This window comes from Clostridium sp. AM58-1XD (genome assembly GCF_003464085.1).
Taxonomy (GTDB): domain Bacteria; phylum Bacillota; class Clostridia; order Lachnospirales; family Lachnospiraceae; genus Lachnoclostridium_A.
Genome location: NZ_QSDR01000009.1, coordinates 1 through 21948 on the forward strand (window position 1 = coordinate 1; position 21948 = coordinate 21948).

At 47.7% G+C, this 21948-nt stretch carries 24 protein-coding genes; 5 read left to right on the plus strand and 19 right to left on the minus strand.

Features of this window, described 5'->3' with window-relative positions:
* Positions 1-268 precede the first annotated feature (268 nt).
* Positions 269-652 carry a metal-dependent transcriptional regulator gene (locus DXA13_RS07010; RefSeq protein WP_118242842.1) on the plus strand — a complete coding sequence of 128 codons (384 nt, stop codon included), beginning with the start codon at positions 269-271 and terminating at the stop codon, positions 650-652.
* 210 nt (positions 653-862) lie between these two features.
* Here the strand turns inward: DXA13_RS07010 and DXA13_RS07015 are convergent, their stop codons facing one another.
* From DXA13_RS07015 to DXA13_RS07045, 7 genes are all read right to left on the minus strand, one after another.
* On the minus strand, positions 863-1147 hold the full coding sequence (locus DXA13_RS07015) for a DUF2325 domain-containing protein (RefSeq protein WP_118242845.1): 285 nt from the start codon (positions 1145-1147) through the stop codon (positions 863-865).
* 207 nt (positions 1148-1354) lie between these two features.
* On the minus strand, positions 1355-1732 hold the full coding sequence (locus tag DXA13_RS07020; protein ID WP_118242847.1) for a heavy metal-associated domain-containing protein: 378 nt from the start codon (positions 1730-1732) through the stop codon (positions 1355-1357).
* Positions 1708-1989, minus strand: a complete 282-nt coding sequence (locus DXA13_RS07025; protein WP_118242849.1) for a transcriptional repressor — start codon at positions 1987-1989, stop codon at positions 1708-1710. The genes DXA13_RS07020 and DXA13_RS07025 overlap by 25 nt, the downstream gene beginning before the upstream one ends.
* Positions 1990-2012: 23 nt before the next feature.
* Positions 2013-2180, minus strand: coding sequence for a FeoB-associated Cys-rich membrane protein (locus tag DXA13_RS07030; protein WP_118242851.1), 168 nt, complete (start codon positions 2178-2180; stop codon positions 2013-2015).
* 33 nt (positions 2181-2213) lie between these two features.
* Complete coding sequence (gene feoB, locus DXA13_RS07035) at positions 2214-4376, minus strand: ferrous iron transport protein B (RefSeq protein ID WP_118242853.1); 2163 nt, start codon at positions 4374-4376, stop codon at positions 2214-2216.
* A gap of 220 nt (positions 4377-4596) precedes the next feature.
* Complete coding sequence (locus DXA13_RS07040) at positions 4597-4818, minus strand: FeoA family protein (RefSeq protein WP_118242855.1); 222 nt, start codon at positions 4816-4818, stop codon at positions 4597-4599.
* A gap of 33 nt (positions 4819-4851) precedes the next feature.
* Positions 4852-5064 (minus strand): FeoA family protein, encoded by a 213-nt coding sequence (locus DXA13_RS07045; protein WP_347559740.1) that lies wholly within the window; start codon positions 5062-5064, stop codon positions 4852-4854.
* Positions 5065-5363: 299 nt separating this feature from the next.
* Between DXA13_RS07045 and DXA13_RS07050 the strand changes: the two genes are divergently transcribed.
* The gene (locus DXA13_RS07050) at positions 5364-6623 is read left to right on the plus strand and encodes a RelA/SpoT domain-containing protein (protein ID WP_118243071.1); all 1260 of its coding nucleotides are present in this window, start codon (positions 5364-5366) and stop codon (positions 6621-6623) included.
* 105 nt (positions 6624-6728) lie between these two features.
* Here the strand turns inward: DXA13_RS07050 and DXA13_RS07055 are convergent, their stop codons facing one another.
* The 3 genes from DXA13_RS07055 to ilvD form a co-directional block, all read right to left on the minus strand.
* The gene (locus DXA13_RS07055; protein ID WP_118242859.1) at positions 6729-7622 is read right to left on the minus strand and encodes a dihydrodipicolinate synthase family protein; all 894 of its coding nucleotides are present in this window, start codon (positions 7620-7622) and stop codon (positions 6729-6731) included.
* A 31-nt stretch (positions 7623-7653) separates the two neighbouring features.
* Positions 7654-8985, minus strand: a complete 1332-nt coding sequence (locus tag DXA13_RS07060; protein ID WP_118242861.1) for a GntP family permease — start codon at positions 8983-8985, stop codon at positions 7654-7656.
* Positions 8986-9073: 88 nt separating this feature from the next.
* The gene (gene ilvD / locus DXA13_RS07065; RefSeq protein ID WP_118242864.1) at positions 9074-10744 is read right to left on the minus strand and encodes a dihydroxy-acid dehydratase; all 1671 of its coding nucleotides are present in this window, start codon (positions 10742-10744) and stop codon (positions 9074-9076) included.
* Positions 10745-10920: 176 nt separating this feature from the next.
* Here ilvD and DXA13_RS07070 point away from each other — a divergent pair, with 176 nt between their 5' ends.
* Entirely contained in the window at positions 10921-11907 is a 987-nt protein-coding gene (locus DXA13_RS07070; RefSeq protein ID WP_118242866.1) for a LysR family transcriptional regulator, read from the plus strand.
* Between the two features lie 256 nt (positions 11908-12163).
* Here DXA13_RS07070 and DXA13_RS07075 read toward each other — a convergent pair whose 3' ends face one another.
* The 5 genes from DXA13_RS07075 to DXA13_RS07085 all read right to left on the minus strand — a co-directional run bounded on the left by DXA13_RS07075 (position 12164) and on the right by DXA13_RS07085 (position 16334).
* On the minus strand, positions 12164-12508 hold the full coding sequence (locus DXA13_RS07075; RefSeq protein ID WP_347559741.1) for a threonine/serine exporter family protein: 345 nt from the start codon (positions 12506-12508) through the stop codon (positions 12164-12166).
* On the minus strand, positions 12505-13287 hold the full coding sequence (locus tag DXA13_RS07080; protein ID WP_347559742.1) for a threonine/serine exporter family protein: 783 nt from the start codon (positions 13285-13287) through the stop codon (positions 12505-12507). The genes DXA13_RS07075 and DXA13_RS07080 overlap by 4 nt, the downstream gene beginning before the upstream one ends.
* A gap of 121 nt (positions 13288-13408) precedes the next feature.
* Positions 13409-13657, minus strand: coding sequence for an EAL domain-containing protein (locus DXA13_RS21605; protein WP_243009016.1), 249 nt, complete (start codon positions 13655-13657; stop codon positions 13409-13411).
* A complete protein-coding gene (locus DXA13_RS21610) occupies positions 13618-14130 on the minus strand; it encodes an EAL domain-containing protein (protein ID WP_243009017.1) in 513 nt (170 codons plus the stop codon). The genes DXA13_RS21605 and DXA13_RS21610 overlap by 40 nt, the downstream gene beginning before the upstream one ends.
* Positions 14127-16334, minus strand: coding sequence for a transporter substrate-binding domain-containing protein (locus DXA13_RS07085; protein ID WP_243009018.1), 2208 nt, complete (start codon positions 16332-16334; stop codon positions 14127-14129). Before DXA13_RS07085 ends, DXA13_RS21610 begins: the two co-directional genes overlap by 4 nt.
* 377 nt (positions 16335-16711) lie before the next feature.
* Between DXA13_RS07085 and DXA13_RS20720 the strand changes: the two genes are divergently transcribed.
* Positions 16712-17473: a PAS domain-containing protein gene (locus tag DXA13_RS20720; protein WP_147348003.1), complete on the plus strand. Its 762-nt coding sequence runs from the start codon at positions 16712-16714 to the stop codon at positions 17471-17473.
* Complete coding sequence (locus tag DXA13_RS07095) at positions 17449-18483, plus strand: sensor domain-containing diguanylate cyclase (protein ID WP_181995556.1); 1035 nt, start codon at positions 17449-17451, stop codon at positions 18481-18483. Before DXA13_RS20720 ends, DXA13_RS07095 begins: the two co-directional genes overlap by 25 nt.
* Here the strand turns inward: DXA13_RS07095 and DXA13_RS07100 are convergent.
* From DXA13_RS07100 to DXA13_RS07115, 4 genes are all read right to left on the minus strand, one after another.
* The gene (locus tag DXA13_RS07100; protein ID WP_243009019.1) at positions 18471-19070 is read right to left on the minus strand and encodes an ABC transporter permease; all 600 of its coding nucleotides are present in this window, start codon (positions 19068-19070) and stop codon (positions 18471-18473) included. The two genes, DXA13_RS07095 and DXA13_RS07100, sit on opposite strands and share 13 nt — an antisense overlap.
* A gap of 117 nt (positions 19071-19187) precedes the next feature.
* Complete coding sequence (locus DXA13_RS07105) at positions 19188-20033, minus strand: ABC transporter ATP-binding protein (protein WP_118242871.1); 846 nt, start codon at positions 20031-20033, stop codon at positions 19188-19190.
* A 4-nt stretch (positions 20034-20037) separates the two neighbouring features.
* Positions 20038-20745 (minus strand): precorrin-2 C(20)-methyltransferase, encoded by a 708-nt coding sequence (cobI, locus tag DXA13_RS07110; RefSeq protein WP_118242873.1) that lies wholly within the window; start codon positions 20743-20745, stop codon positions 20038-20040.
* 65 nt (positions 20746-20810) lie between these two features.
* Positions 20811-21935, minus strand: coding sequence for an ABC transporter ATP-binding protein (locus DXA13_RS07115; RefSeq protein WP_347559743.1), 1125 nt, complete (start codon positions 21933-21935; stop codon positions 20811-20813).
* Positions 21936-21948: the final 13 nt, after the last annotated feature.

Below are 21948 nucleotides of genomic sequence, written 5' to 3' on the forward strand. Positions count from 1 at the left end.
GGAATATAGTTGCTCATAAAATGTCCTTCTACTGCTGTCAGAAGGAGACATAACCGTATCACTAATATATGAAAGAGTAAATATCAACTGTGCGAAAGTAAATTCCACTGGGGAATATGGGAGCGGAATTTAAAATTTCATTTTAGGTTACAATCCGCCCCTGCGGCTTGAAATTGACCTTTTTATCTGGATATGATAAACTGGTACCATATTGCTTTGTGCTGAACGGCCCGCGCTATATGCACATGTAAAACAGGAGGGGTTATCATTGAAAATACAGGAATCTGCTGAAAATTATCTGGAGACAATTTTCATGCTGAGCCGGAAGAAGCCAAACGTACGATCCATTGACATTGCAAACGAACTGGAGTTTTCCAAGCCCAGCGTCAGCGTTGCCATGAAGAATCTGCGTGAGAACGGCTATATAAAAATAGATGAGAACGGTTTTATTACCTTGACAAACGAGGGCATGAAAATCGCAGAAACGATGTATGAGCGCCATACAACCTTGTCTCAGTGGCTGATGTACTTAGGTGTTGATGAAAAGACGGCCGTTGAAGATGCCTGCCGCATCGAACACGTTGTAAGTGACGAAAGCTTTCAGGCGATTAAAAGCCATATCGCAAAAATGAATGAATTCATCAAAGAATAGCAGGCAGTAAAAAAAGAAGGGGATACTGTCAAAGTAAAACCAGGCAGCGCCCCAGGTATCAGATGAAGTGACTTGGCCACCGCCTTGGAACGGAATCTGATACCTGGGGCGCTGCTTTTTCTCTCTGACAGCCGCCTCTTCTTTTTTCTATTTATCTTTTTTCTATTTATCTTTTTTCTGTTTATCTTTTTTTATTCTGTCTGCTACGTTTCAGCTGACACACCTTTTTTCCAGTATTTCCATCAGAGCGCTCCCGCTGCTGGTATGGCAGCGGATGATATCCGTCTTATTTTCATCCACTTCGTCCAACGCACACCGGATCATTTTATGGGACACCGTACTCGTAAAAAGCACTAGCAGATCGGGACATCCAATCTGTTTATCCAGCTTTGCCTCCATCTGTGTGAAGACCTTTGCCTTGCACTGGTAAGATTTGCAGATTTTCTTGTACTGGCTGACCATACGGTCATGCCCGCCTATAATTACTACGCTCATAAGAAGCCTCCTGACCTGACATATTAGTTTCCGTTCTATTGTTAGTTTAAACTAACTATGTAATAATTATACAGTTTTTTGATCTCTTTGTCCATACGGCACATTGATAATATTTATCACTTTACAATAACAAGGTCTTTCCTAGAAAGTGAAAAAGAGAAGGCTGTATAATGGTCATACCCACAGCCCTCTCCTGTTTCATCTATCTTAGTTCTTTTGTACTGTATTGATCCCGAACAGGATATATCCTGCCTCTCTGACCAGATCCTTAAGCTCCTGATCTCCCATGTCCTTCTTCAGGTAGACATCTGCTTCTCCTGCCTCCAGATTCACCCTGGCCCAAACGCCCTCCTGCCGGTTCAGCGCATTTTCGACATTTACAGCACAGTTTCCACAGACCATGCCATCTATCCTGAGAATTTTATGGTAAGGATAATTGTCTTTGTCTCTATCTGCAACCTTGATTCTTTTTGCCTGTTTTCCCGAACCCGTCTGACAGCAGCCGGAAGCCAGTCTTTTTATATAGCTTCTAACTCCCAGCACTGCCAGAACGATGAGAATTAAACATATGACTGCTGTCGACATGTTCCTTCTCCCTTCTCTGCCGGCGGAAAAGAGTAGTTATAACAGCGGCTGAGAACTCCCATTTCCTCCAGAGTGGCCATCGTGCGATAGACCGTGGCCAGTCCTATGGAAGAATCTCTTTTGGAAGCCTCATAGTAAATCTCCTTACAGGATTCCCAGTTTCCTTCCAGGATTACATCCAGAAGGATTTTCCGCTGTTCTGTAATACGTTTTCCTCTCTTTTGAAGCTCACAAATGATCTGTTCTTTCTGCCACATATCAACACTCCTCACTGATTCTGTCAGCCTTTCGCCGCGGGATTGGAATGGCATCCTCCATGGCAGCCGCCGCAGTTTCCGCCGCAGCCGCTGCAGGATTTCCCGTTTTTCCGGTCGATTGCCATTCCCCGTACGATGAAAGCCACAACTGTAATTAACACCAATAAAATGATGATTGTAGATATATTCATGAATTCCTCCTGTCTGACCTGCGAATGAACCGTTTAAGCCACTGCATTTACTTTCAGAATACCGGTCTCCTTATAAGGTCTTACCAGCATATAGACAAAACCGATGAGTATGATAACGGAAATAACTGCGCCGATGCTAAATACGCCTGTTGTAAACCAGGTTCCAAGCTGATAGATGCATAAGGATACGCAATAAGCCAGACCAGTCTGGTATCCAATTGCAAACCAGGTCCATTTCGCATTGTTCATCTCTCTTTTAATTGCACCGATTGCTGCGAAGCACGGCGCACACAAAAGGTTAAATACAAGGAAGGAGTATGCGCTCACTGCTGTAAAGCTGCCTGCCAGTGTTCCCCATATCTCGGCTCCGTCCTCTGCCACTTCTGCGAATCCATAGAGAATTCCGAAAGTTCCGACTACATTTTCCTTTGCCACAAGACCTGTAATCGCGGCCACTGCTGCCTGCCAGTCGCCCCAGCCGAGTGGAACGAATATCCATGCGATGCCTCTTCCAATTGCAGCCAGGATTCCATCTGATAAATCTTCAACCATTCCAAAATGACCGTCTGTAATGCCGAAACTGGATGTAAACCAGATGAAAATAGTAGATAAGAGAATAACGGTGCCTGCTTTTTTGATAAAAGACCAGCCTCTTTCCCACATGCTTCTTAATACATTGGATACGGTAGGCATATGGTAAGCAGGAAGCTCCATTACAAATGGTGCCGGTTCTCCCGCAAACATCTTTGTCTTCTTTAACATGATTCCGGAGCAGATAATTGCTGCAATTCCTACGAAGTAAGCGCTCGGAGCCACCCATGATGCACCTCCGAACAGAGCGCCTGCAAACAATGCGATAATCGGCAGTTTCGCTCCGCATGGGATAAAAGTCGTTGTCATGATGGTCATCTTGCGGTCTCTGTCATTTTCAATCGTACGCGACGCCATAATTCCCGGTACGCCGCAGCCGCTCCCGATGAGCATAGGAATAAAGGATTTTCCTGAAAGGCCGAATTTACGGAAGATTCTGTCCATAATGAACGCGACTCTCGCCATATATCCGCACGCTTCTAAAAATGCAAGGAAAATGAAAAGCACCAGCATCTGAGGAACAAAGCCCAGGACAGCTCCGACGCCTGCCACAATGCCGTCTAAGATCAGGCTGGACAGCCAGTCTGCACAGCCTACTGCTGTCAGGAAGCCTTCCACCAGTGCAGGTATGCCGGGAACTTCCATTCCGAACAGGCTCCATCCTTCACCGAACACGCCGTCATTTGCCCAGTCCGTCGCCCACGTTCCGACTGTCGTTACGGATACGTAATAAACAAGCCACATAACAGCTGCGAATACAGGGAGCGCCAGCCACCGGTTTGTAACCACCCGGTCAATCTTATCGGATGTACTCAGCTTCTGCTTGTTTTTCTTCTTGTAGCTATCCTTGATGATCGAAGCAATATATGTATATCTTTCATTTGTAATGATGCTTTCAGAATCGTCGTCCATAGACTCTTCCGCACCTTTGATGATATTTTCCACATGGGGGACTTTTTTCATCTGTGCCGTAATTTTGTCGTCTCTCTCAAAAAGCTTGACTGCGAAAAACCGTTTCTGATTATCCGGTATCTCATTTCCCAGATATGATTCGATTTCCTCCAGGACTGTTTCCACTTCGCTGCTGAATTTATGTACCGGAACTGCGTCTCTCTTTTCTTTTGCAAGCTCTACCGCCTTTGATGCCGCATCCATGACTCCGGTTCCCTTGAGAGCTGAAATCTCCACGACAGGACAGCCCAGATCCCTGCTCAGCGGCTCTATATGGATCTCATCGCCGCTTTTCTGTACCACGTCCATCATATTCACTGCCATGACGACTGGAATCCCCAGTTCCATCAGCTGAGTCGACAGATAAAGATTACGCTCCAGGTTCGTTCCGTCCACAATATTCAGAATCGCATCCGGACGCTCTGTAATCAGATAATTACGCGCAACAACCTCCTCCAGTGTATACGGGGAAAGAGAATAGATTCCCGGAAGGTCCATGATGATCACATCTTTATTCCCTTTCAGTCTACCTTCCTTTTTTTCTACCGTCACGCCGGGCCAGTTGCCCACGAACTGATTCGATCCGGTCAAAGCGTTAAACAGTGTGGTCTTTCCACAGTTTGGATTGCCGGCTAATGCAATTTTGATTGCCATTTTCATATCCTCCTCATTTTCTGGCTTATTGAGAAACCTCTCCCGCAAATTAGTTTTAACTAACTTGATGAGAAAAAAATAAATTTCTACATTATGCGGTCTGAAGGTATTGCAAAAAGTAATAAAGCGCTGCTGTCCATACCAGATGAAGTGACTTGCCACTGACTGGAATGGAATCTGGTATGGGCAGCAGCGCTGATTCAGCTTTTGCAGCACCCTTCTACCGGACTTCGATCATTTCCGCATCTGCTTTTCTCAGGGAAAGCTCATATCCTCTCACATTTACTTCTACCGGATCCCCCAAAGGCGCTACTTTTCTTACAAATATATCCGTGCCCTTCGTAATTCCCATGTCCATGATACGGCGCTTTATGGCTCCCTCTCCATGAAGTTTGACAACGGATACCGTATCCCCGCATTTTATATCCTTTAATGTATGCATCCTGCTGCTCCTTTCTTTTTCATACTCATGACTTTAAATCATGATTTTATTTGCCATTTCCTTACTGATTGCAACCCGGGCTTCTTTCACATTGACGATCACATTGCCGCTGTTGACGGAGACAACCGTAATATCCGCACCCGGTACAAACCCCATGGTTTCCAGGTGGCGCCGTACCTCTTCCCTACCGCCGACACGTTTAATTGATGTTGTTTCACCTTCTTTAGACATAGTCAAAGGCATCATAATCACTCCCTTTCAGTAAGTCAGAGCTAACTAACATATTTTTAAAATGCAGTTTGGAAAGTTATGGAATCCTAACTGCACCCTTAGATTAGCACCAACTAACTCAAATGTCAATCATTTTTTTCAATTACAAAACATTTTTTTAACAAGCATGCGGCGGCTTAAAACTGTTTTACCCGGCTTTCGCATACTGCCGCGGACAATTGGAGCGGAATGGCTGTGGGAGAAGGAATATGGTTGTTTCCTGCCGGACAATCAGTTATAATGATTTGAAGAATGTATGGGAGTGTGTAAATTACATGGATTTAATTAATCAATTTATAGAAAACTATAAGAAAAAGCTAACTTTTTATGAAACAGCTGGCCGTCTGGCTGCAGCACAGCTGGAATCTGCAATGCAGGCAGCAGGTATCCGGGCCATTGTAACATCCAGAGCCAAGAATCCGGGACGGCTGAAAAGCAAGGTCGTACATCGAAATGCAAAACGGCCGGTTCCATATAAGAATATGAAGGAAATCTATGAAGACATTGCTGATTTGTCCGGCATAAGAGTCTCCTTGTATTTCCCAGGTGACCGGGACAAGGCCAACAGCCTGATCAGCGATCTCTTTACGATCATTGAAACGAAGCAGTTTCCTGACGAGTCCAAGCCGCCGTCTTACAATAAACGTTTTTCCGGCTACTGGGCCAATCATTACCGGGCTTTCATGCGCGAAGATTATCTGGACCGCACCAGCCGGAAATTTGCTGGCGCGCGCATAGAAATCCAAGTCGCTTCGGTGCTCATGCATGCCTGGTCCGAGGTGGAGCACGACCTGATCTACAAGCCTCTTCAGGGTACATTATCCGAAGAAGAGCTTGCGATTCTGGACGAGTTAAACGGTCTTGTACTGGCTGGGGAAATCGCTCTGGAACGCCTTCAGAGCGCCGGAAATGAACGAATCCAGAGTAAGAATGCGTCCTTCAGCAGCCAATACGAGCTCGCTTCTTATCTGTACAATTATCTGAGCAGCAACTTCCGTCCTGAAGATATCGAGCTGCGCATGGGCAACATTGAACTGCTCTACAAGCTCATGAGCCGTTTGAAGATGAACGGGGTCAAGGAAGTAGAGCCGGTCCTCAAATCTGTAAAATTTGAAAAAGACCGCCGAAATATTTCCCAGCAGATTATTGACCGCATTATTACCGGAAATGAAAAACGTTACCAGACCTACCGGAACCTCCGTTCCCGAAGCGACATCATGGACGAGGCTGTCAGACAGGCTGTGGACAGTTTCTTCGAACATTGGGTTCCCCTCGAACACCTTCTGAATCGTGTTACATACAGGAATTCCCCCCGGACTAAGGGAGCTTTCAATATTAACACGCTGAAGCGTATGAATGTGCTGGACAGGGATTGTCTGAACCAGATCGTTTCTCTTAGGAAGCTGAGAAACGTACTGATTCACGACATCGAGGTCCCCGAGGCAGAATACATTAAGAAACAGGGGAATACGGCTCACGAGCTTCTTGTCAAGCTTACAGAGCAGTTCTCTTCTTCTGCCGCACCGGCCTCCTAAGTTCTCCCTGCCTTTGAGACCGTCCGGTAGGCGTTATTGTAAATGAAAAAGCGTGTTTTTTACTTTTCTTCGGATTCTATTGCCATTCATATTCTTTCTACGGCCTTAGATCAGCTCTGCTTTTTCAAATATCTTTCTCAGAGCGGCCTTCTTCTCTTCCGAAAGCGGCTGAAGCGGGCTTCTCACCCATCCGCCTCTGTATCCCATCAGATCACATCCGTATTTGAGCCCTGCTATGCCGAAAGCGCCTGTTACCGCCGAATTGACCGGAAGGACTCTTTGGTACAGCTCTCTGGACGCTTTCCAGTCTCCTGCTTCAAACAGTTCCTGAATCTTTACGCATTCATCGGGACAGCAGTTTGCCAGTGCATGAACGCCTGCCTTTATATCCAGCGTGAGCGCTGAATACCACGCGCCGGCAGTTCCGACCATCAGGTTAAACTCTTCAGGAACCACATGTTTCATGGCAGCCAGCTGGGGAACATTGCCGGAGCTGTCTTTCATTCCTGCTATATTCGGGTGCTCCATAAGCTTCTGTACCGCGTCCATGCCAATCGTTACATGAGTAAATTTCGGCACATTGTAGAGAAGAACCGGGATATCCGAATGGTCAGCGACCTGGGTAAAATAATCGATCAGCGCTGCACTGTCCATACTGGCGTCGAAGAAACTGGGCGTCAGGATCAGAGCGCTCTCCGCTCCCAGCTTTGCCGCATCATTTGTCAGATCAATGGTCTCCCTGATGGATTCCAGTCCGGTACCTGCCATGATGTGTTTTCCTTCGCTTCTGTGTTCTGCGGAAAGCCTGATCAGTTCCAGCTTTTCTTCCCGGCTCAGATAGCATGTTTCGCTGTTGGACCCCAGGATCAGATATCCGGTCAGCCCTGTTTCGTTCCATTTTTCAATATTTGATACAAATGCGTCATAATCCACATCTCCGCCTTCTGTAAACGGTGTCACCACCGGCGGAAGTACGCCTTTTAATTTCAGCTTGTTCATTCCAATTTCCTCCGTTTTCCACTAATCTGCCTTATCGGATCAGGCTTACTGCAAATGCGCACAGCAAACCGCTTCCTGCCAGTACGACGTTCTGAGATACGCAAAGTGTTTTCAATGTTGTTTTTGTGTCATATCCAAAGAATTCTGCAAATACCCAGAAAAAGCTGTTATTTACATGAGAACCGCAGTGGGAACCTGCCGAAATAGAGATAAATGCTACGACAGGATCGATCAGTCCCGCTTCAATCAGCGGAAGGGTCAAAGATGCTCCAAGGAGAGCTGCAACGGAACCGGAGCCCTGAGCGAATTTTGACAGCGCCGTGATGAGAAATGGGATACAGATCACAGGAAGCGGGCTGGCCGCCAGCGCGTCTGCAAAAATCTGTCCTGTTCCTGTAGCGTCTACTACCTTTGCGAGAGCCCCGCCTGCCGCTGTAATGAAAATAACAGGACCGGCCGTTTTCAGAGCGTCGTTCATCGCCGTAAACGTCTCTCCCTGCGGAAGCTTTTTCTTCAAAAGCATTACTGCGGAAATAATGCCTACCACAAGCGCTATATTTTTATCTCCGATAAACTTTGCTACCATAAGAATTGCGGAATCTTCCGGCAGAATCATGGAACATACGGAATTTGCAATAATGAGAACTATCGGAAGAAGTATTGGAAGAATTGCTTCCAGAAACGTAGGCATCTGATCTTCAGAGACGCTGACCGCTTCCTTTTCCTCTCTCCCTTCATCACCCGTAAAATAACCGGCCGGCTTCTTATCCATAAACATCATACAGAACACCCATGCTGCTACCGTCGATACGGCTGCCACGACGAGGCCGTATACGATGGAGGTTCCCACATCGACACCCAGTACGGCCACTACGGCCAGCGGAGCCGGCGTCGGCGCTACGTACGCATTCGTACAGAGCAGGGCGCTGGCTGTCAATGTTGCCAGAACACATACGACTTTGCCTGTTTTCTTGGATATCGCTTTGATGATCGGCGACAGCATAATCAGAGCTACGTCGGAAAATACCGGTATGGATACGAGAAATCCTGTGGCCCCCAGTGCAACGCTGGCATTTTTCTCCCCTGTCAGCTTCAGCAGCGAGGTCGCTATCCTCTGACATGCATTGGACTTCTCCAGATACGTACCGAGAATCGTACCAAATATAATGACAAGACCAATACTCTTGCACGTACTTCCAAAACCGCCCGTAATGGTGCTGATCGTTTCACTCGTTCCAACTCCGCAGCCGATTCCGATAATCAGTCCGCCGAAAAGCATGCTCATAAACGGCCCCAGCTTCGTCTTTATCATAAGAAACAGCATAATTGCCAAACCAACCAGAAATATTATTATAGTCTGCATATTGAACCCCTCCTGTAATGTCTCCTAATGTCTGTTCTCCTAATGTCTGTTCGTATTTATTCCACACGTTACGCTTTTCTGCGCGAAACTATTTTTCGTCCCTGTATAGCCAGACTGCCCCTTCATCCGCCCCAGTGACCATGGAACGGAATGCCTTCACCACGCCTTTTGCCGGATGTACCGGTCTCCTGACTTCTTTCAGGCGCTCTTCTATTTCTTCGTCGGATACTTCCAGATGGATCGTCCTCTGATCCAGGTCAATCGTTATCATATCCCCGTCCTTTACTGCCGCAATCGGACCTCCATCCCAGGCCTCCGGCGTAATATGGCCGACGCACGGTCCCCTCGTAGCTCCGGAAAATCTGCCGTCCGTAATCATTGCAACCGACGTATGAAGGCCCATACCTACCAGCATAGCAGCCGGAATGGAAAGTTCTCTCATACCAGGTCCTCCCTTAGGCCCTTCGTAACGGATCACGAGAACACAGCCTGGTTCGATCGTCTTATTGACCATATAATCCCTCAAATCTTCTTCTGAGTCAAAGCAGACCGCCGGACCCCTGTGATAGAACATGGACGGCTCCACACCGCTCTTCTTCACCACGCATCCCTTTGGAGCCAGATTTCCTTTCAGAACTGCAAAACAGCCGTCCGGGTACAGCGGATCATCCTCATCGTGGATTACTTCTTTGTTTACCTTTCTGCTGAAGCGATCCAGATATTCTCTGAGCGTCCCCCCCATTGCCAGCTTTTCATCCAGGTATAAATGACGCCTTATGCTCTTAAGCGTAGCGCCGACGCCTCCGGCTTTATAGTAGTCGTAAATATTGTATTTGGAAGACGGTTTGAACTTTGCGATACATGGCACATCCTTCTGAATTTCATCAAAGCGGCTGATATCGATATGAATGCCCATCACCTTTGCTATCGCACAGACATGAAGCTGAGCGTTGCTGGAACCGCCTGTGGCCGATATGTGCCTCAGACCGTTGATCATGGAATTCTCTGTTACGATATCAGAAAATTTAATCCCGTTTTTTGTCATCTCCACAATGCGCTCACCTACTTCTCTGGCCTGTCTGTATTTTGCTGCAGAACAGTAAAGCATCGTGGTCGAGTCAATCGGCGCCAGTCCGATCACCTCTGCAAATATCCCCATCGTATTGGCCGTCCCGTACATAGAGCACGTTCCACAGGAAAAGCAGATGTTTTCCTTAAAATCCGTAAATTCCTCATCTGTAATCGTTCCTACGTTCTTCTGGCCGATGGATTCTTTCAGATCAGGTGTCACATACGTCTTTTCTTCCCCTTCATACGGGAGCATGGAGCCGGCCGTCAGGAACAGACACGGTTTATTCAGTGAAGCCGCAGCCATCAGCATTCCCGGAACGATTTTATCGCAGGAACATAAGAATATAAGACCATCAAATGAGTTTGCGTTGACCATGGCTTCTACCGAACCTGCAATCAGCTCTCTCTGAGGAAGTATGTAATGCATTCCTTCTCCATGGGACATTCCGTCACACGGTGCCGGCACGTTGAACTCTGCCGGTGTCCCTCCTGCACACCACACCCCTTCTTTTACATACTTCACAAGTTCACCAAACGCTTTATGTCCCGGATTCACATCAGTATAGGAATTTACAATTCCGATGATCGGTTTTTCCAGGTCCTTGGTCCGGTACCCACAGGAATTCATCAGCCCTACATAGTAGGCTTCCTGCGGATTCTCCACCCTGGGATTCTTCCACTCTGCCATTTGTTCTTCTCCTCTCTGTTTTTTTTTAAGATAGTTCTGATTATATATAATTTTCACACAAAAGAAAAACAGTTAAATATACATCACATCACAAGTTTTTTCTTGTGTATTGGATTTGTTTATGATACGATGACCAGATAAAGGGGTTGTTTCACTACAAAAAAGGGGGTTGTCCCATGACAAACGGGTTTAAAATGTTTCTGCTCGCTGCAGAAGAATTGAACTTTTCCAGAGCGGCCGACCGGGCATTTGTTACACAGCAGTGTCTGAGCGATCATATCAGGCGGCTAGAAGAAATGTATCACGTCACCCTGTTTCAGAGAAAGCCGAAGCTGAAGCTGACACCGGAGGGTACCACCATGCTCCGTTACCTCTCCAGAATACAGGCGTTGGAAGACAGTATGCTCAACGAACTCAGCGACATCAGCGAAGGGATCCGGGGAACGATCAATTTCGGCGTAAGTTCCACCAGAGGTTTCATCATCATACCGCACCTGTTTCCTCATTATCAGGAATTGTTTCCCAATGTGGATATTCAGGTTCACTTAAACGATACGAGAGCGCTGGAACCACTGCTCATCAATGGCAAGCTGGATGTATTTCTAGGCGTAGATTCCAGCCAGCACGTCCTCTTCAACCGTCAGAATGTATGCAGCGATTCCGTATATCTGGTAATCTCCGACATTCTGCTGCGCACACATTTTTCTGATACGTATCATGAATCCGTCACCGATTTTCTGAAAGGAGCCGATCTCAGCCTTTTCCAGGAGGTTCCCTTTGTGCAGGGGCACAATTTCAGTACAACTACATATGCCATCAGCCAGTTTCTGATGAAATATAACATACAACTGAAAATGCCTATTTCCGTAAGCGATTTCGGCATTCTCATAGAACTATGCCGCACCGGACGATATGCTACGATTTCCCCCCGGTTTCACATCCGTCAGCTGATCCAGATGAATCAGTCTCTTCCCGATGAGCGGAAAATGCATGTTTTCCCAATAAAGAACTTCGACCAGAAACTGAGCGTAGACATCATTACCCACCGGGATGCCCAGCCGCTTATGCATATGACTACCTTTATCAGCATGCTGAACAATTTTCTTCTGGAAGAAGATAAAAAAATATGCGACTACCTGTTCATGCATTCCGTAACCGTTTAGCCTTCCGGTTCCGTTTTCCGGTTTCCGGCCCATCCATCTTCTATATAGAACAAGGTCTTTCCTGGAAAGCAAAAAACCGCCGTATTGATATGTTATTCAATACGACGGTTTTTCATTCTAATTTTACATTTCACAGGCAGGAACCCTTGTCCCGCTTCTGTTCCTGATATTCATTTCCTATCCGCCAGCCACTGGAACATTCCCTGCGGCAGTTCGAATACAAATACGATTCCAAGCACGATGGCGACGGCTGCTTTCACCGCCTCATATCCCGTGTAAACAGCCAGCTCAGCTGGTTCGTAACGAGATAATAAACGGTCCAGTAAATACCCGCACCTGGAACGAGCGGAAAAATTCCCGAAATAAGAAAGATCATGGCCGGACATCTGTTTTTCACAGCAGCCGCTCTGGAAAGGAAAATAACAGCTACCGTAGCGGCGAAGGAGGCGGCGGCCGCTTCCCACACATTGGAAAACAGTACATAGACAGCCCATCCGGCACCTCCAATTAGGCCGCACCACGGGTAAAATTTCCTGGGCACGCCAAAGAGCAGCGAAAATGAAACGGTGCCTGCCATGGCTGCACATATCTGAAGGATCATAGCGATATTCCTCCTGTCATCCATCCGGTCACGGAAAATCCTACGCCGACTCCAATAGCGACGGAAAAAAATATGAGCAGGGCATCCATCATTCGGACAGAACCGGATATATAATCGCCGTCAGCAATGTCCCTGATCGCATTCGTAAAGGGCACCCCCGGAATCAGGGGCATAATGGAGCCGATCACCATGTAGTTCAGATGATTCCCGGCGCCTATCAGATACAGCACGCAGCATATGACGGTAACAAGCGCTCCGCAGCTTATGTTTCCCACGATCTTTGAAAGGCGGGGGCCGCTGACGAACAGTACATATATATACAAAAGCACACCTGCTGCAAAGGCCGCCCCGCTGTCACGCAGATTTCCTCCAAACAGATAACAGAAGGCTGCACTTCCACAGCCGGACGCCAGCACCTGCATAGGCTTTGTTTTCCCTGGCATCACCTTAATTTCTTCCAGCCTTTCCGCGACCTCTTTAACCGTATATCTGCCCTCCTCGATTTCTCTGGAAAGCTGGTTGACAGCGGCTACTTTATACAGATGGGTTCCACTGACCGGTATATGCTCAACTTTTGCAAAAAATGGTTCATTTCTGTTTCCAACTGTTGCAAAAATCCCATTTGTCAACACAAATGTACTTCCTGACTGGACACCGTAATATCTGCAGATTCTCTCCATCGTTTCTTCAACTCTGGAAATTTCCGCCCCGTTTTCCAGCAGCAGATGACCGGCCTGCAGCGCCGCCTCCATAACTTCCTTTTCCCTGCTCTCCTCCACTGCCTGTTATCCTCCTGTTTTCAGCAGATTTCTGATTTTCTGATTTGTCCAAACACTGATGATATCATATCACAGGAACCGTCAAAATGCCATATTTCCTATCTATTTCCATCGGTCGGATTCATAGACTCTCAGCTGCCTTCCCCCTTCGGAGAATCTCCTGATTTCTGAGGATTCTGTCAAAATCCTCCCTTTTCATCGGCCGGTAATAGTAAAAGCCCTGAGCATACCTGCAGCCGATTTTTCCGAGCATATCCACCTGCATCTCATTCTCCACACCTTCGCATATGACCTTCATCCCCAGTTCCTCCGCCATGCGGATGGTATGTTCTACGACGATCTGCTCTCTCTTCTCGGCAACGCGTGGCATACAAAGCTGCGGTCCAGCTTCAAAACGTCAGCCGGTAGCTGACGGAGCTGGCCTAAAGAGGAATAGCCGGAGCCAAAATCATCAATTGCGATCTTAAATCCGAGTTCCTTCAGCCTGGTCAGCATTTTTTCGATGATTCCTGACTCCTCGGTGAGAGCGCTTTCCGTAATTTCGATCTCCAGCAGATCGTGAGAAATCTTCCACCGGTCCACAGTCTCACAGATCCGTTCTGGAAAATCCGGCTGTTGAAAGTGAAGCCTGGAGAAATTGCACGAAACAGGCAGCAGTCCGATCCCCTGATCCTCCCACTTCCTCATGGTTTTACAGACGTCTTCCAACAGCCAGAAATCGATCTTTCTGACGGCTCCGTTTTTTTCAAACAGCGGAATAAAGGTACCAGGCATTAAAAATCCCCTTTTGGAATGATTCCATCGGACCAGAGCTTCGCTCCCCACTACGTGTCCGTCTTTCATGGAAACCTTGGCTGATAATATACAACAAAATCATTCCTGTTCAGCGCCGCCTCCAGCTCCCCTTCCAGCTGCAGGGCCAGAATGGCGTCCTTACGCATCTGCTCATCATACAGGCATGCAAAACAGCCCGGGGTCTCTTTTGCATGCCGTCTCGCATAATTCGCAAAGTCCAGCATCTGATTTATTTTCATATCTTCTGTCTCATTAATCAGGTATACCCCGAACACCATATCAATTTTATATGGAAGTTTTGTATGTTCTCTTCTCCAGATATCCAGATTCTCTACAGCCGCTTTCAGACGTTTCACCAGGCTTTCCCAAGTATCGTACTGTAAAAGCAGGACGAAGTTGTCCGCCGATACGCGTATACAGTTCTCTACCTCCTCCACTTTTTCCTGAAACGTCCTGCCGCATGCACACAGCACCTGATCCCCTGCTGCAAAGCCGAAGTTATCATTGATCAGTTTAAACTGGCATATATCTCCGTAGAGCAAAACGAAGTTCTTTCCCTTTCTGTCTTCCGCTTCTGCCATCCATTTTTTATAAAATCCATTAATATTATCAAGTCCTGTCAGGTCGTCTTTATAAAGCAGTTCCTGAATTCTCCTGTTGCTGCGCAGGGCATTTCTCAAATTGTAGCTGATAAGAAGGATAACGATTCCCAGCATCAGGCAGACTCCGCAGACGACTGCCCAGATATGCTGTCCCGCAAATTCTGCAAGGCTGATCTTTTTGGCATTTACAGAATTTGCCACCAGGAATGCGTCGACCTGCTCCACCGGAAGGTACTGGATACATTTATTCATGATGGAAAACAGCCTGGGATCCGCTGAAAGGGAAATACCTGCGCACATCTTATTCGTGTACTGTCCCAGTGCGGCTTCATTCATCCCTCTGTAACGGGCCCCATCCATCAGGAAACCGCCCACCTGTGTATTCATATACGCTGCATCGGCCTCTCTGTTTTGCACTGCATCCAAACACGCTTGTGCAGACGGATAGTAACGGATCTCGCAGTCCGGATTGTCTTTCGCCACGGTCTCTGAAAGCTGGTATCCCTGAGGCAAAGCCAGTTTTTCCGGTTTTCCGGCTCCATAGCGCGTAATCATGGACGTGGGCGTTCGAAGATAATAGAGCGTGGAATTGAATTTATTTTTTCGATCCCACAGATAATCCCCGTCAGTCAGGCATAAAACATCCACCTTCCCCTGCTGTAAAAGTTCCAGAGCCTCATTCTGCGGATGTGCTTCGAACTGAAATATCAGTCCGCTGTTCTCTGCAATAAATTTGAAAATATCCGCCGTTACCCCCTTGAATTCCCCGGTTTTTTCTTCTCTGTAGGACAGGGGGGCAAAAGAAGGCTCATAAGCCACAACTACTGTTTTTCCCTGTTGAATATACTGAAGCTCCTCTTTCGTAAAAACAGGCTTTTGATTGGAACTTGGAGCAAGATATTTATCATACAGATCCGTTTCGTAGCTGGGATTGCTGAGCAGAATGCTGTCCATCGTCCTGTTCAAATCATTGAGCAGCTCTGTATCTTCTGCATTTACAGCAAAAAACAGGGGACTCGGAGCAAACTGGGCAACGCTTCGGAATGTACTGTTTTTTCCAAGATGGGTGATTGCCACTCCGTCCAATATGCCGTCGTCCAGGGCAGACAACAGCAGTTCTGTCTCGTCATATTCCTCAATATTCAGTTCCACCTGATGCTCATGACAAAACTCCTTAAATCGTTCTCCATCGATGCCTCCCCGTATGATTCCTACGTTCATACCGGAAAAAGCCTCAAAGTCTTCGTAATTATACCGGTCATCATCCATCCTTACATTCAGGGTCGTATAAATCGTGCACATCGGCTGTGCAACAAACGAAACCTCTTTTGCCCTCTCCGGATCATAGTAAACAGAGGGCAGAAGATCGATTTCCCCGTCAACAAGCATGCTGTATGCCGCATTCCAGCTCCCGGCGTCTACAATTTCAAACTGGAGTCCCGACTGTTTGGAGAGTTCCTGCAGAAATTCAATGTTATAGCCGGCATACTCCCCCTGCGGGTTGCAGGACATGTAATCCCCATCTTCATAATATCCCACTTTAACGGTCTCTGTTCCCTGATCTTCGGCAAATGCATCTGCCGGTTCCCAGCTGCAGGATAAAAGCAGCGCCAGGCTCAGCATTGCAGCCTGCTTCGGTATACCTTCCATGTCCGTTTCTCACCTCTCTTCTAAGACGGTCAGCGAAAGAAAGCGGAATATATATATCCGACCCATAATATTTCCTGTCATATACTCCGCTCCACCCTTTATCAATTTATCACATTTTGTATATTTATCATTTTATCATTGTTTTATGAAAAAGTCTACTTTGCTTTCCGCTGGATTCTTTTACGGAATATAAGGCTCACAATAGTGTTTTTTGAAATACTGTGCTATAATAAATAGAAATATTTCCCAGGCTGCTGCATGGCAAACGGCAGGAGCTTCTATATAAAAAACTGCTGTTTCACACCCATTCACCCTGTATTTCGCTGAAAGGAGGAAACGCGGCATCCGTTATGTACGGCTGACACGTCTATGAAGGTATGGACTATAATGAAAAAACTATAACTGAACTGATATCGGAAGGACAGTATAAAGAGCTGCTGTCTCTATTGGAAAAAACGCAAATGGATCTGGAAATGTTATCTCACGCTGTAATCGGAGGCACCGCACGGATGGATCTGGACGATGGCTTAAGAGTCATTGCTGCTTCTGAAGGTTATTACCGCATGACCGGATATACGGAGGAAGAAAGTGCAGAAGCCCCTTTTTTCGGTCGGGGCGGCAACCTTGTTCTGCCAGAGGACCGTTCCTCCGTGCAGGATGTCCTTCAGACGCTCTGCATGACCAACAAACCGATCAGTGTAAGCTACCGGATCCGCAAGCGCGACGGTTCGATTGCCTGGAATACTGCATATTGTTCTCATGTAAATGTAGTGGACGGGAAGCGCACGATTGACGTTTTCTTTGTCGATACGACTGAAACTCACAAGACCGAACAGGCTCTGGACAGCCTTTTAAATAACATACCGGCAGGCGTAGTCAGAGCTTCCATTGGCAATGATATCCTAATTACATATGCCAACCGGGAATTTTACAGGCAGATCGGCCTCACCCCAGAAGAGTTTACCGGCATTGAAAGAAAGGGCCGCTACCTTCCGATTGTTCATCCCGATGACCGCAGTATGGTATGGGAGAGGGCAAAGAAGTACATCTCGGATATGCAGGAATGCCCGTCCCTCGACTACCGGATTATAACGAGGACGGTCTCACCAGATGGATGTGTGCAAAAGCCTCCAGGCTGACGGATTTTGATGAAAACGGGGCAGCCCTTCAGGTGATTATCACCGATATTACTCAAGAAAGAGAACAGAGGCGAAAAGTGGCGCTGAACGAAGAACGGTACCGTATTATTTCAGAGCAGACCCGCGATACCGTCTATGACTGGGATATTATAAAAGACAGAATCCAATTTTCTCCCACATACGAAAAAATGTTTGGATTCTGTCCTCCTGAGAATATATCGATAACCGCACTGACGGAATTTGATATTGTCCATGAAGATGATAAACTTCAGGTACAGCAGATGATTCAGGCTATTTTGAACGGCTCCCCTCAGGCTTTTGCAGAGTACCGCGCCAAATGCGCAGACGGGAGCTATCTGTGGTGCAGGAACCAGACGACTACCATCTTTGATGACGACGGAAAGCCTGTTCACGTAATCGGCGTGCTTTCTGACATCAACGATCTGAAGCTTGAAAATGCAGTTCTGCAGAAACAGGTTATGCGCGATTCCCTCACCGGTCTGCTCAACCGCATGGCAGTGCAGAAGCTGGTGGAACGCCGCCTTTTTGAGGAACCTGAACAGCAACACATTTTCTTACTGATCGATATCGACCGTTTCAAAGAAATCAACGACACATTGGGGCATTCCGCCGGTGACCATGCGCTCCGCTGGCTTTCCTCTCATCTGAAGCGCCACTTCTGTGAAAATGATCTGGTCGGACGCATGGGCGGAGACGAGTTCTCTGTCTTTCTCACATATGCCGCCTCTACAGAAATCATTCGCAGGAAAGTGGAACGTCTGACAGAAGAGATCGCCCGTGATTCCCAGTCAGACAGCCGTGTTCCTCTGCTCTCCATCAGTGCAGGCACTGCCGTTTACCCGAAAGACGGACAGACCTTCGCCGAACTGTACCGCCACGCGGATACTGCCCTGTATGCGATCAAAAGACGGGGCGGAAACGGATATGCTCTTTACGGAGATCAGAATCTTCCGGAGGATACGGAAGAATATCCTTCTCATTCCCGATAACACTTCCACACGCAGCATGCCGCAAGTCCCGCTGCAAATGCGGCCGCGGCTGCCATCGAAATCCAGCTAACGCCTTCCCCAAATGATATCTCCCTGATAAGCCGTGTGGTATGTGTCAGAGGCATTGCGTTTACAAGCCACTTAAACGCCGTCGGGAGGCCGTCCAGTGAAAAAAACGTTCCGCACAGAAACGACATCGGTGTGATAACCACATTTGTAAAGTTGTTCATATCATAATGAGTCTCAATCATCATCGCAGCCAGAAAGCCGATTGCGGAGAATATCAGAGAATTCAGGAGAACGGCTGTCAGAAGCCATCCGTTCAGTACCAGCCTTGCACCTGCCCCAAATCCCAGCAGTACAATAAATACGCCCGAATACATCCCGCGCAGAGCGCCTGCCAGAATGTGTCCTGCTGCCAGCAGATACATTCGCGTCGGAGAATAAAAATAACATTCAAAGCTTTTTTCATGAAGGCGCATAACGCTGATTCTGGTAGAAACGGACGTGTAACTGCTCCGCATGGTAGTCATTGCCAGAAGGCCGGGAATCAGATAATAAAGATACGGCCGTCCATCGACGCTCATCCCTCTGCCAAGCCCCATACCGAGGTACGAAATATAAAAGCGGCGAGATCATCTGGGATAAGGTGACTCTCCAGAACCGCCGTTTCAGGAACAGCCACTCCCGCCACAGGATTGTCGTTATTTCCATCCTTCCACCCCCCTGCTGGTATAGCGGAAAAAGACATCCTCCAGTGTAGATGGAAGCACGCTGCATGGAAATTCAAGTTCGGCTGACCGTGCTTTCGCCGCAGCCAGCTCACGGAAAAATTCCGACTCCATCCGCTCACCTGTATCGTACTCCACCTTAAACGGACCGATTTCCGCAATTAGAGCTTCCGGCGTATCTTCCCGGAATATCTTTCCCTCATCAATCATCATCACATCGCTGCACAGGTGCTGTGCTTCTTCAATGTAATGAGTGGTCAGCAGGATCGTCTTTCCTTCCTTATGCTGTATTCTGAGGAAATCCCAGATATCCCGCCTGGCGTTCGGGTCGATTCCTACGGTCGGCTCGTCCAGAAACAGATATCTTGGATTGTGGATCAGCGCTCTCGCAATCATCAGTTTGCGCTTCATGCCTCCTGACAGGTTCTGCGCAATGCGGCCTCGCACGCTGTCCAGTCCCATAAAGGTCAGCAGCCGGTCTGTAGAATCAGCAATTTCCGCCTTACTCATCCGGTAAAGACGGCCGGTAAACTCCATATTCTCTTCCACGGTCAGTTCTTTATCCAGATTTATATGCTGGCTCGTTACTCCGACCGACCGCTTGACGTCTACGGCATTTCTGTTCATCGGACGCCCGTCGAATGCTACCGAACCGGAATCCGGAACAAGAAGCCCTGTCATCATGCGCATAAGCGTCGTCTTACCAGCCCCGTTCGGTCCTAGCAGGCCAAGGAATGTCCCGTCCGGCACGTTCATGGAAACTCCCTTTACAGCCTGGACGCTTCCAAAGCTCTTATACAGCTCGCGGCATTCTATCATCCCTTCACCTTCCCCGCTTCTTTATAATAACTGTAGATAAGTATGGGATGTCATACTGTTTCAGCTCTTCGAAGTCTGTCACAAGGCGCTCTTCTCCCGTACCTGATTTCGTAACCAGGACAAACTTATTTTCCATGTGGTTCTCTCTGATCGCCTCAATCAGCGCTTTCTGATTGGCAGACGGCTTCATCAGAACGACGTTGTCATGCTCCTGCAGAATCTTTCCAAGATCTTCACTGCTGTTTTTCCGTACCGGAGCCACCACAAGATCCTCGTCCCAGGCTACCAGCGGTATTTTCATCGTATCGGCCACTGCGCAGAATGACGGGATGCCAGGTACAACTTCTACGTCGACACCGGCTTCTTCAATATACGGCAGCGTATACATAAAGGTGCTGTAGACCGCCGGGTCTCCAAGCGTGATAAATGCTCCCGTCCTGCCGTCTTTCAGATAGTCGGCAATACAGCCGGCATTCCTCTTCCAGATTTCCCTGAGCTTTTCCCCGTGGTAATGCATTGGGTAGACCAGGTTTACGATCTCCGCTTTTGTATCGGCCAGATGTCCTTTGATAATGTCGAAGGCAAAGCTGCCCGCGCCAGTTTCTTTTTCAGGACAGAAAATCACATCCGCCTCACCAAGAATCCGATGAGCCTTTAACGTCAGCAGTTCCGGATCTCCCGGTCCTACCCCGATTCCATACAGTTTTCCCATTCCATATTCCTCTCTTGATTCATTTTCTATTTTATTCTCTGTTTTCTCATGTTTCCGTCTTCATTTTATTTCGGCTTCTCACAGAAATTCTGGTTCCTGTTCCTTCCCAGTATTGCCAGCCGTCTGTTTTTTTCATTCATCGTCCCAAAGTCAGACAGACAGCAGATTACCTGGCTGCAGGACTTTAGAATTTCTGCTGCGCGTTCGTATGTATCTTCTCTGATCGGTTCAAATGGCTTTTCAGAAACGACTTCTGCCGCAAGCGCTTTTGCTATCGGATAGTCGATATCATTTTCATGAAGAACTCCGGCCGCAAAGGGAATTCCCTGACGCTGCAGCCTGCGGTAAATAGGGATTCCGCTTCCATTTCCACCTATAACGAACACCTTTGGGGCCCCTTTGACCTGCTCCATCTCAAGGCAGCCCAGCTCCGCGTGGTAGCTTCCCTGCGTAATTCCATACAGTTTTTTAATATAGGCAGATGTAAAAATTTCTTCCGGCGTTCCGCAGCGTTCAATCGATGTTCCGTTCACACAGACGATGTAATCAGAAAGTTTCTGCGCCAGGTCCAGCTCATGAAGCGACATGAGAACGGCAACTTTTCTTGTACGTACAAGTTCTTTCAAAATCGTCAGAAGTTCCAGCTTATGACGGATATCCAGAAACGACGTCGGCTCGTCCAGGATAATCGCCTCCGGTTCCTGGCAGATTGCCCGGGCAAGCAGAATTCTCTGTCTCTGGCCGTCGCTGAGCTCTCCGAAGTCTTTCTGCGCAAGCTCCCATGCGTGTACCAGCTCCATCGCATCACGCACCTTTTTCCTGTCCTTCTCTGAGAGGATTCCCATCCTTCCCGTATATGGATACCGCCCGGTGCTCACTACATCCTCACATGTCATGAGTTCCGGATGAATCCGTTCTGTCATCAAAACGGACATCCGCTTTGCAATCTGCTTTTCCTGCATGTGTTCCATAGGCGTCCCATCCAGATAGACGGCGCCCCCGATCAGGCCCAGTTGCCGGATAACGCTTCGCAGAATCGTAGACTTTCCGGCCCCGTTAGGACCGATCAGAGTAACAATCTCTCCCCGCTTCACATGAATCTCGATCTGCCGGATCAAAGGGACCTTCCCATAACCAACGGTCATATTTTCTGTATATATGTAATCATCATATATGTAGTCATCCGCCACAGATCTTCTCCTC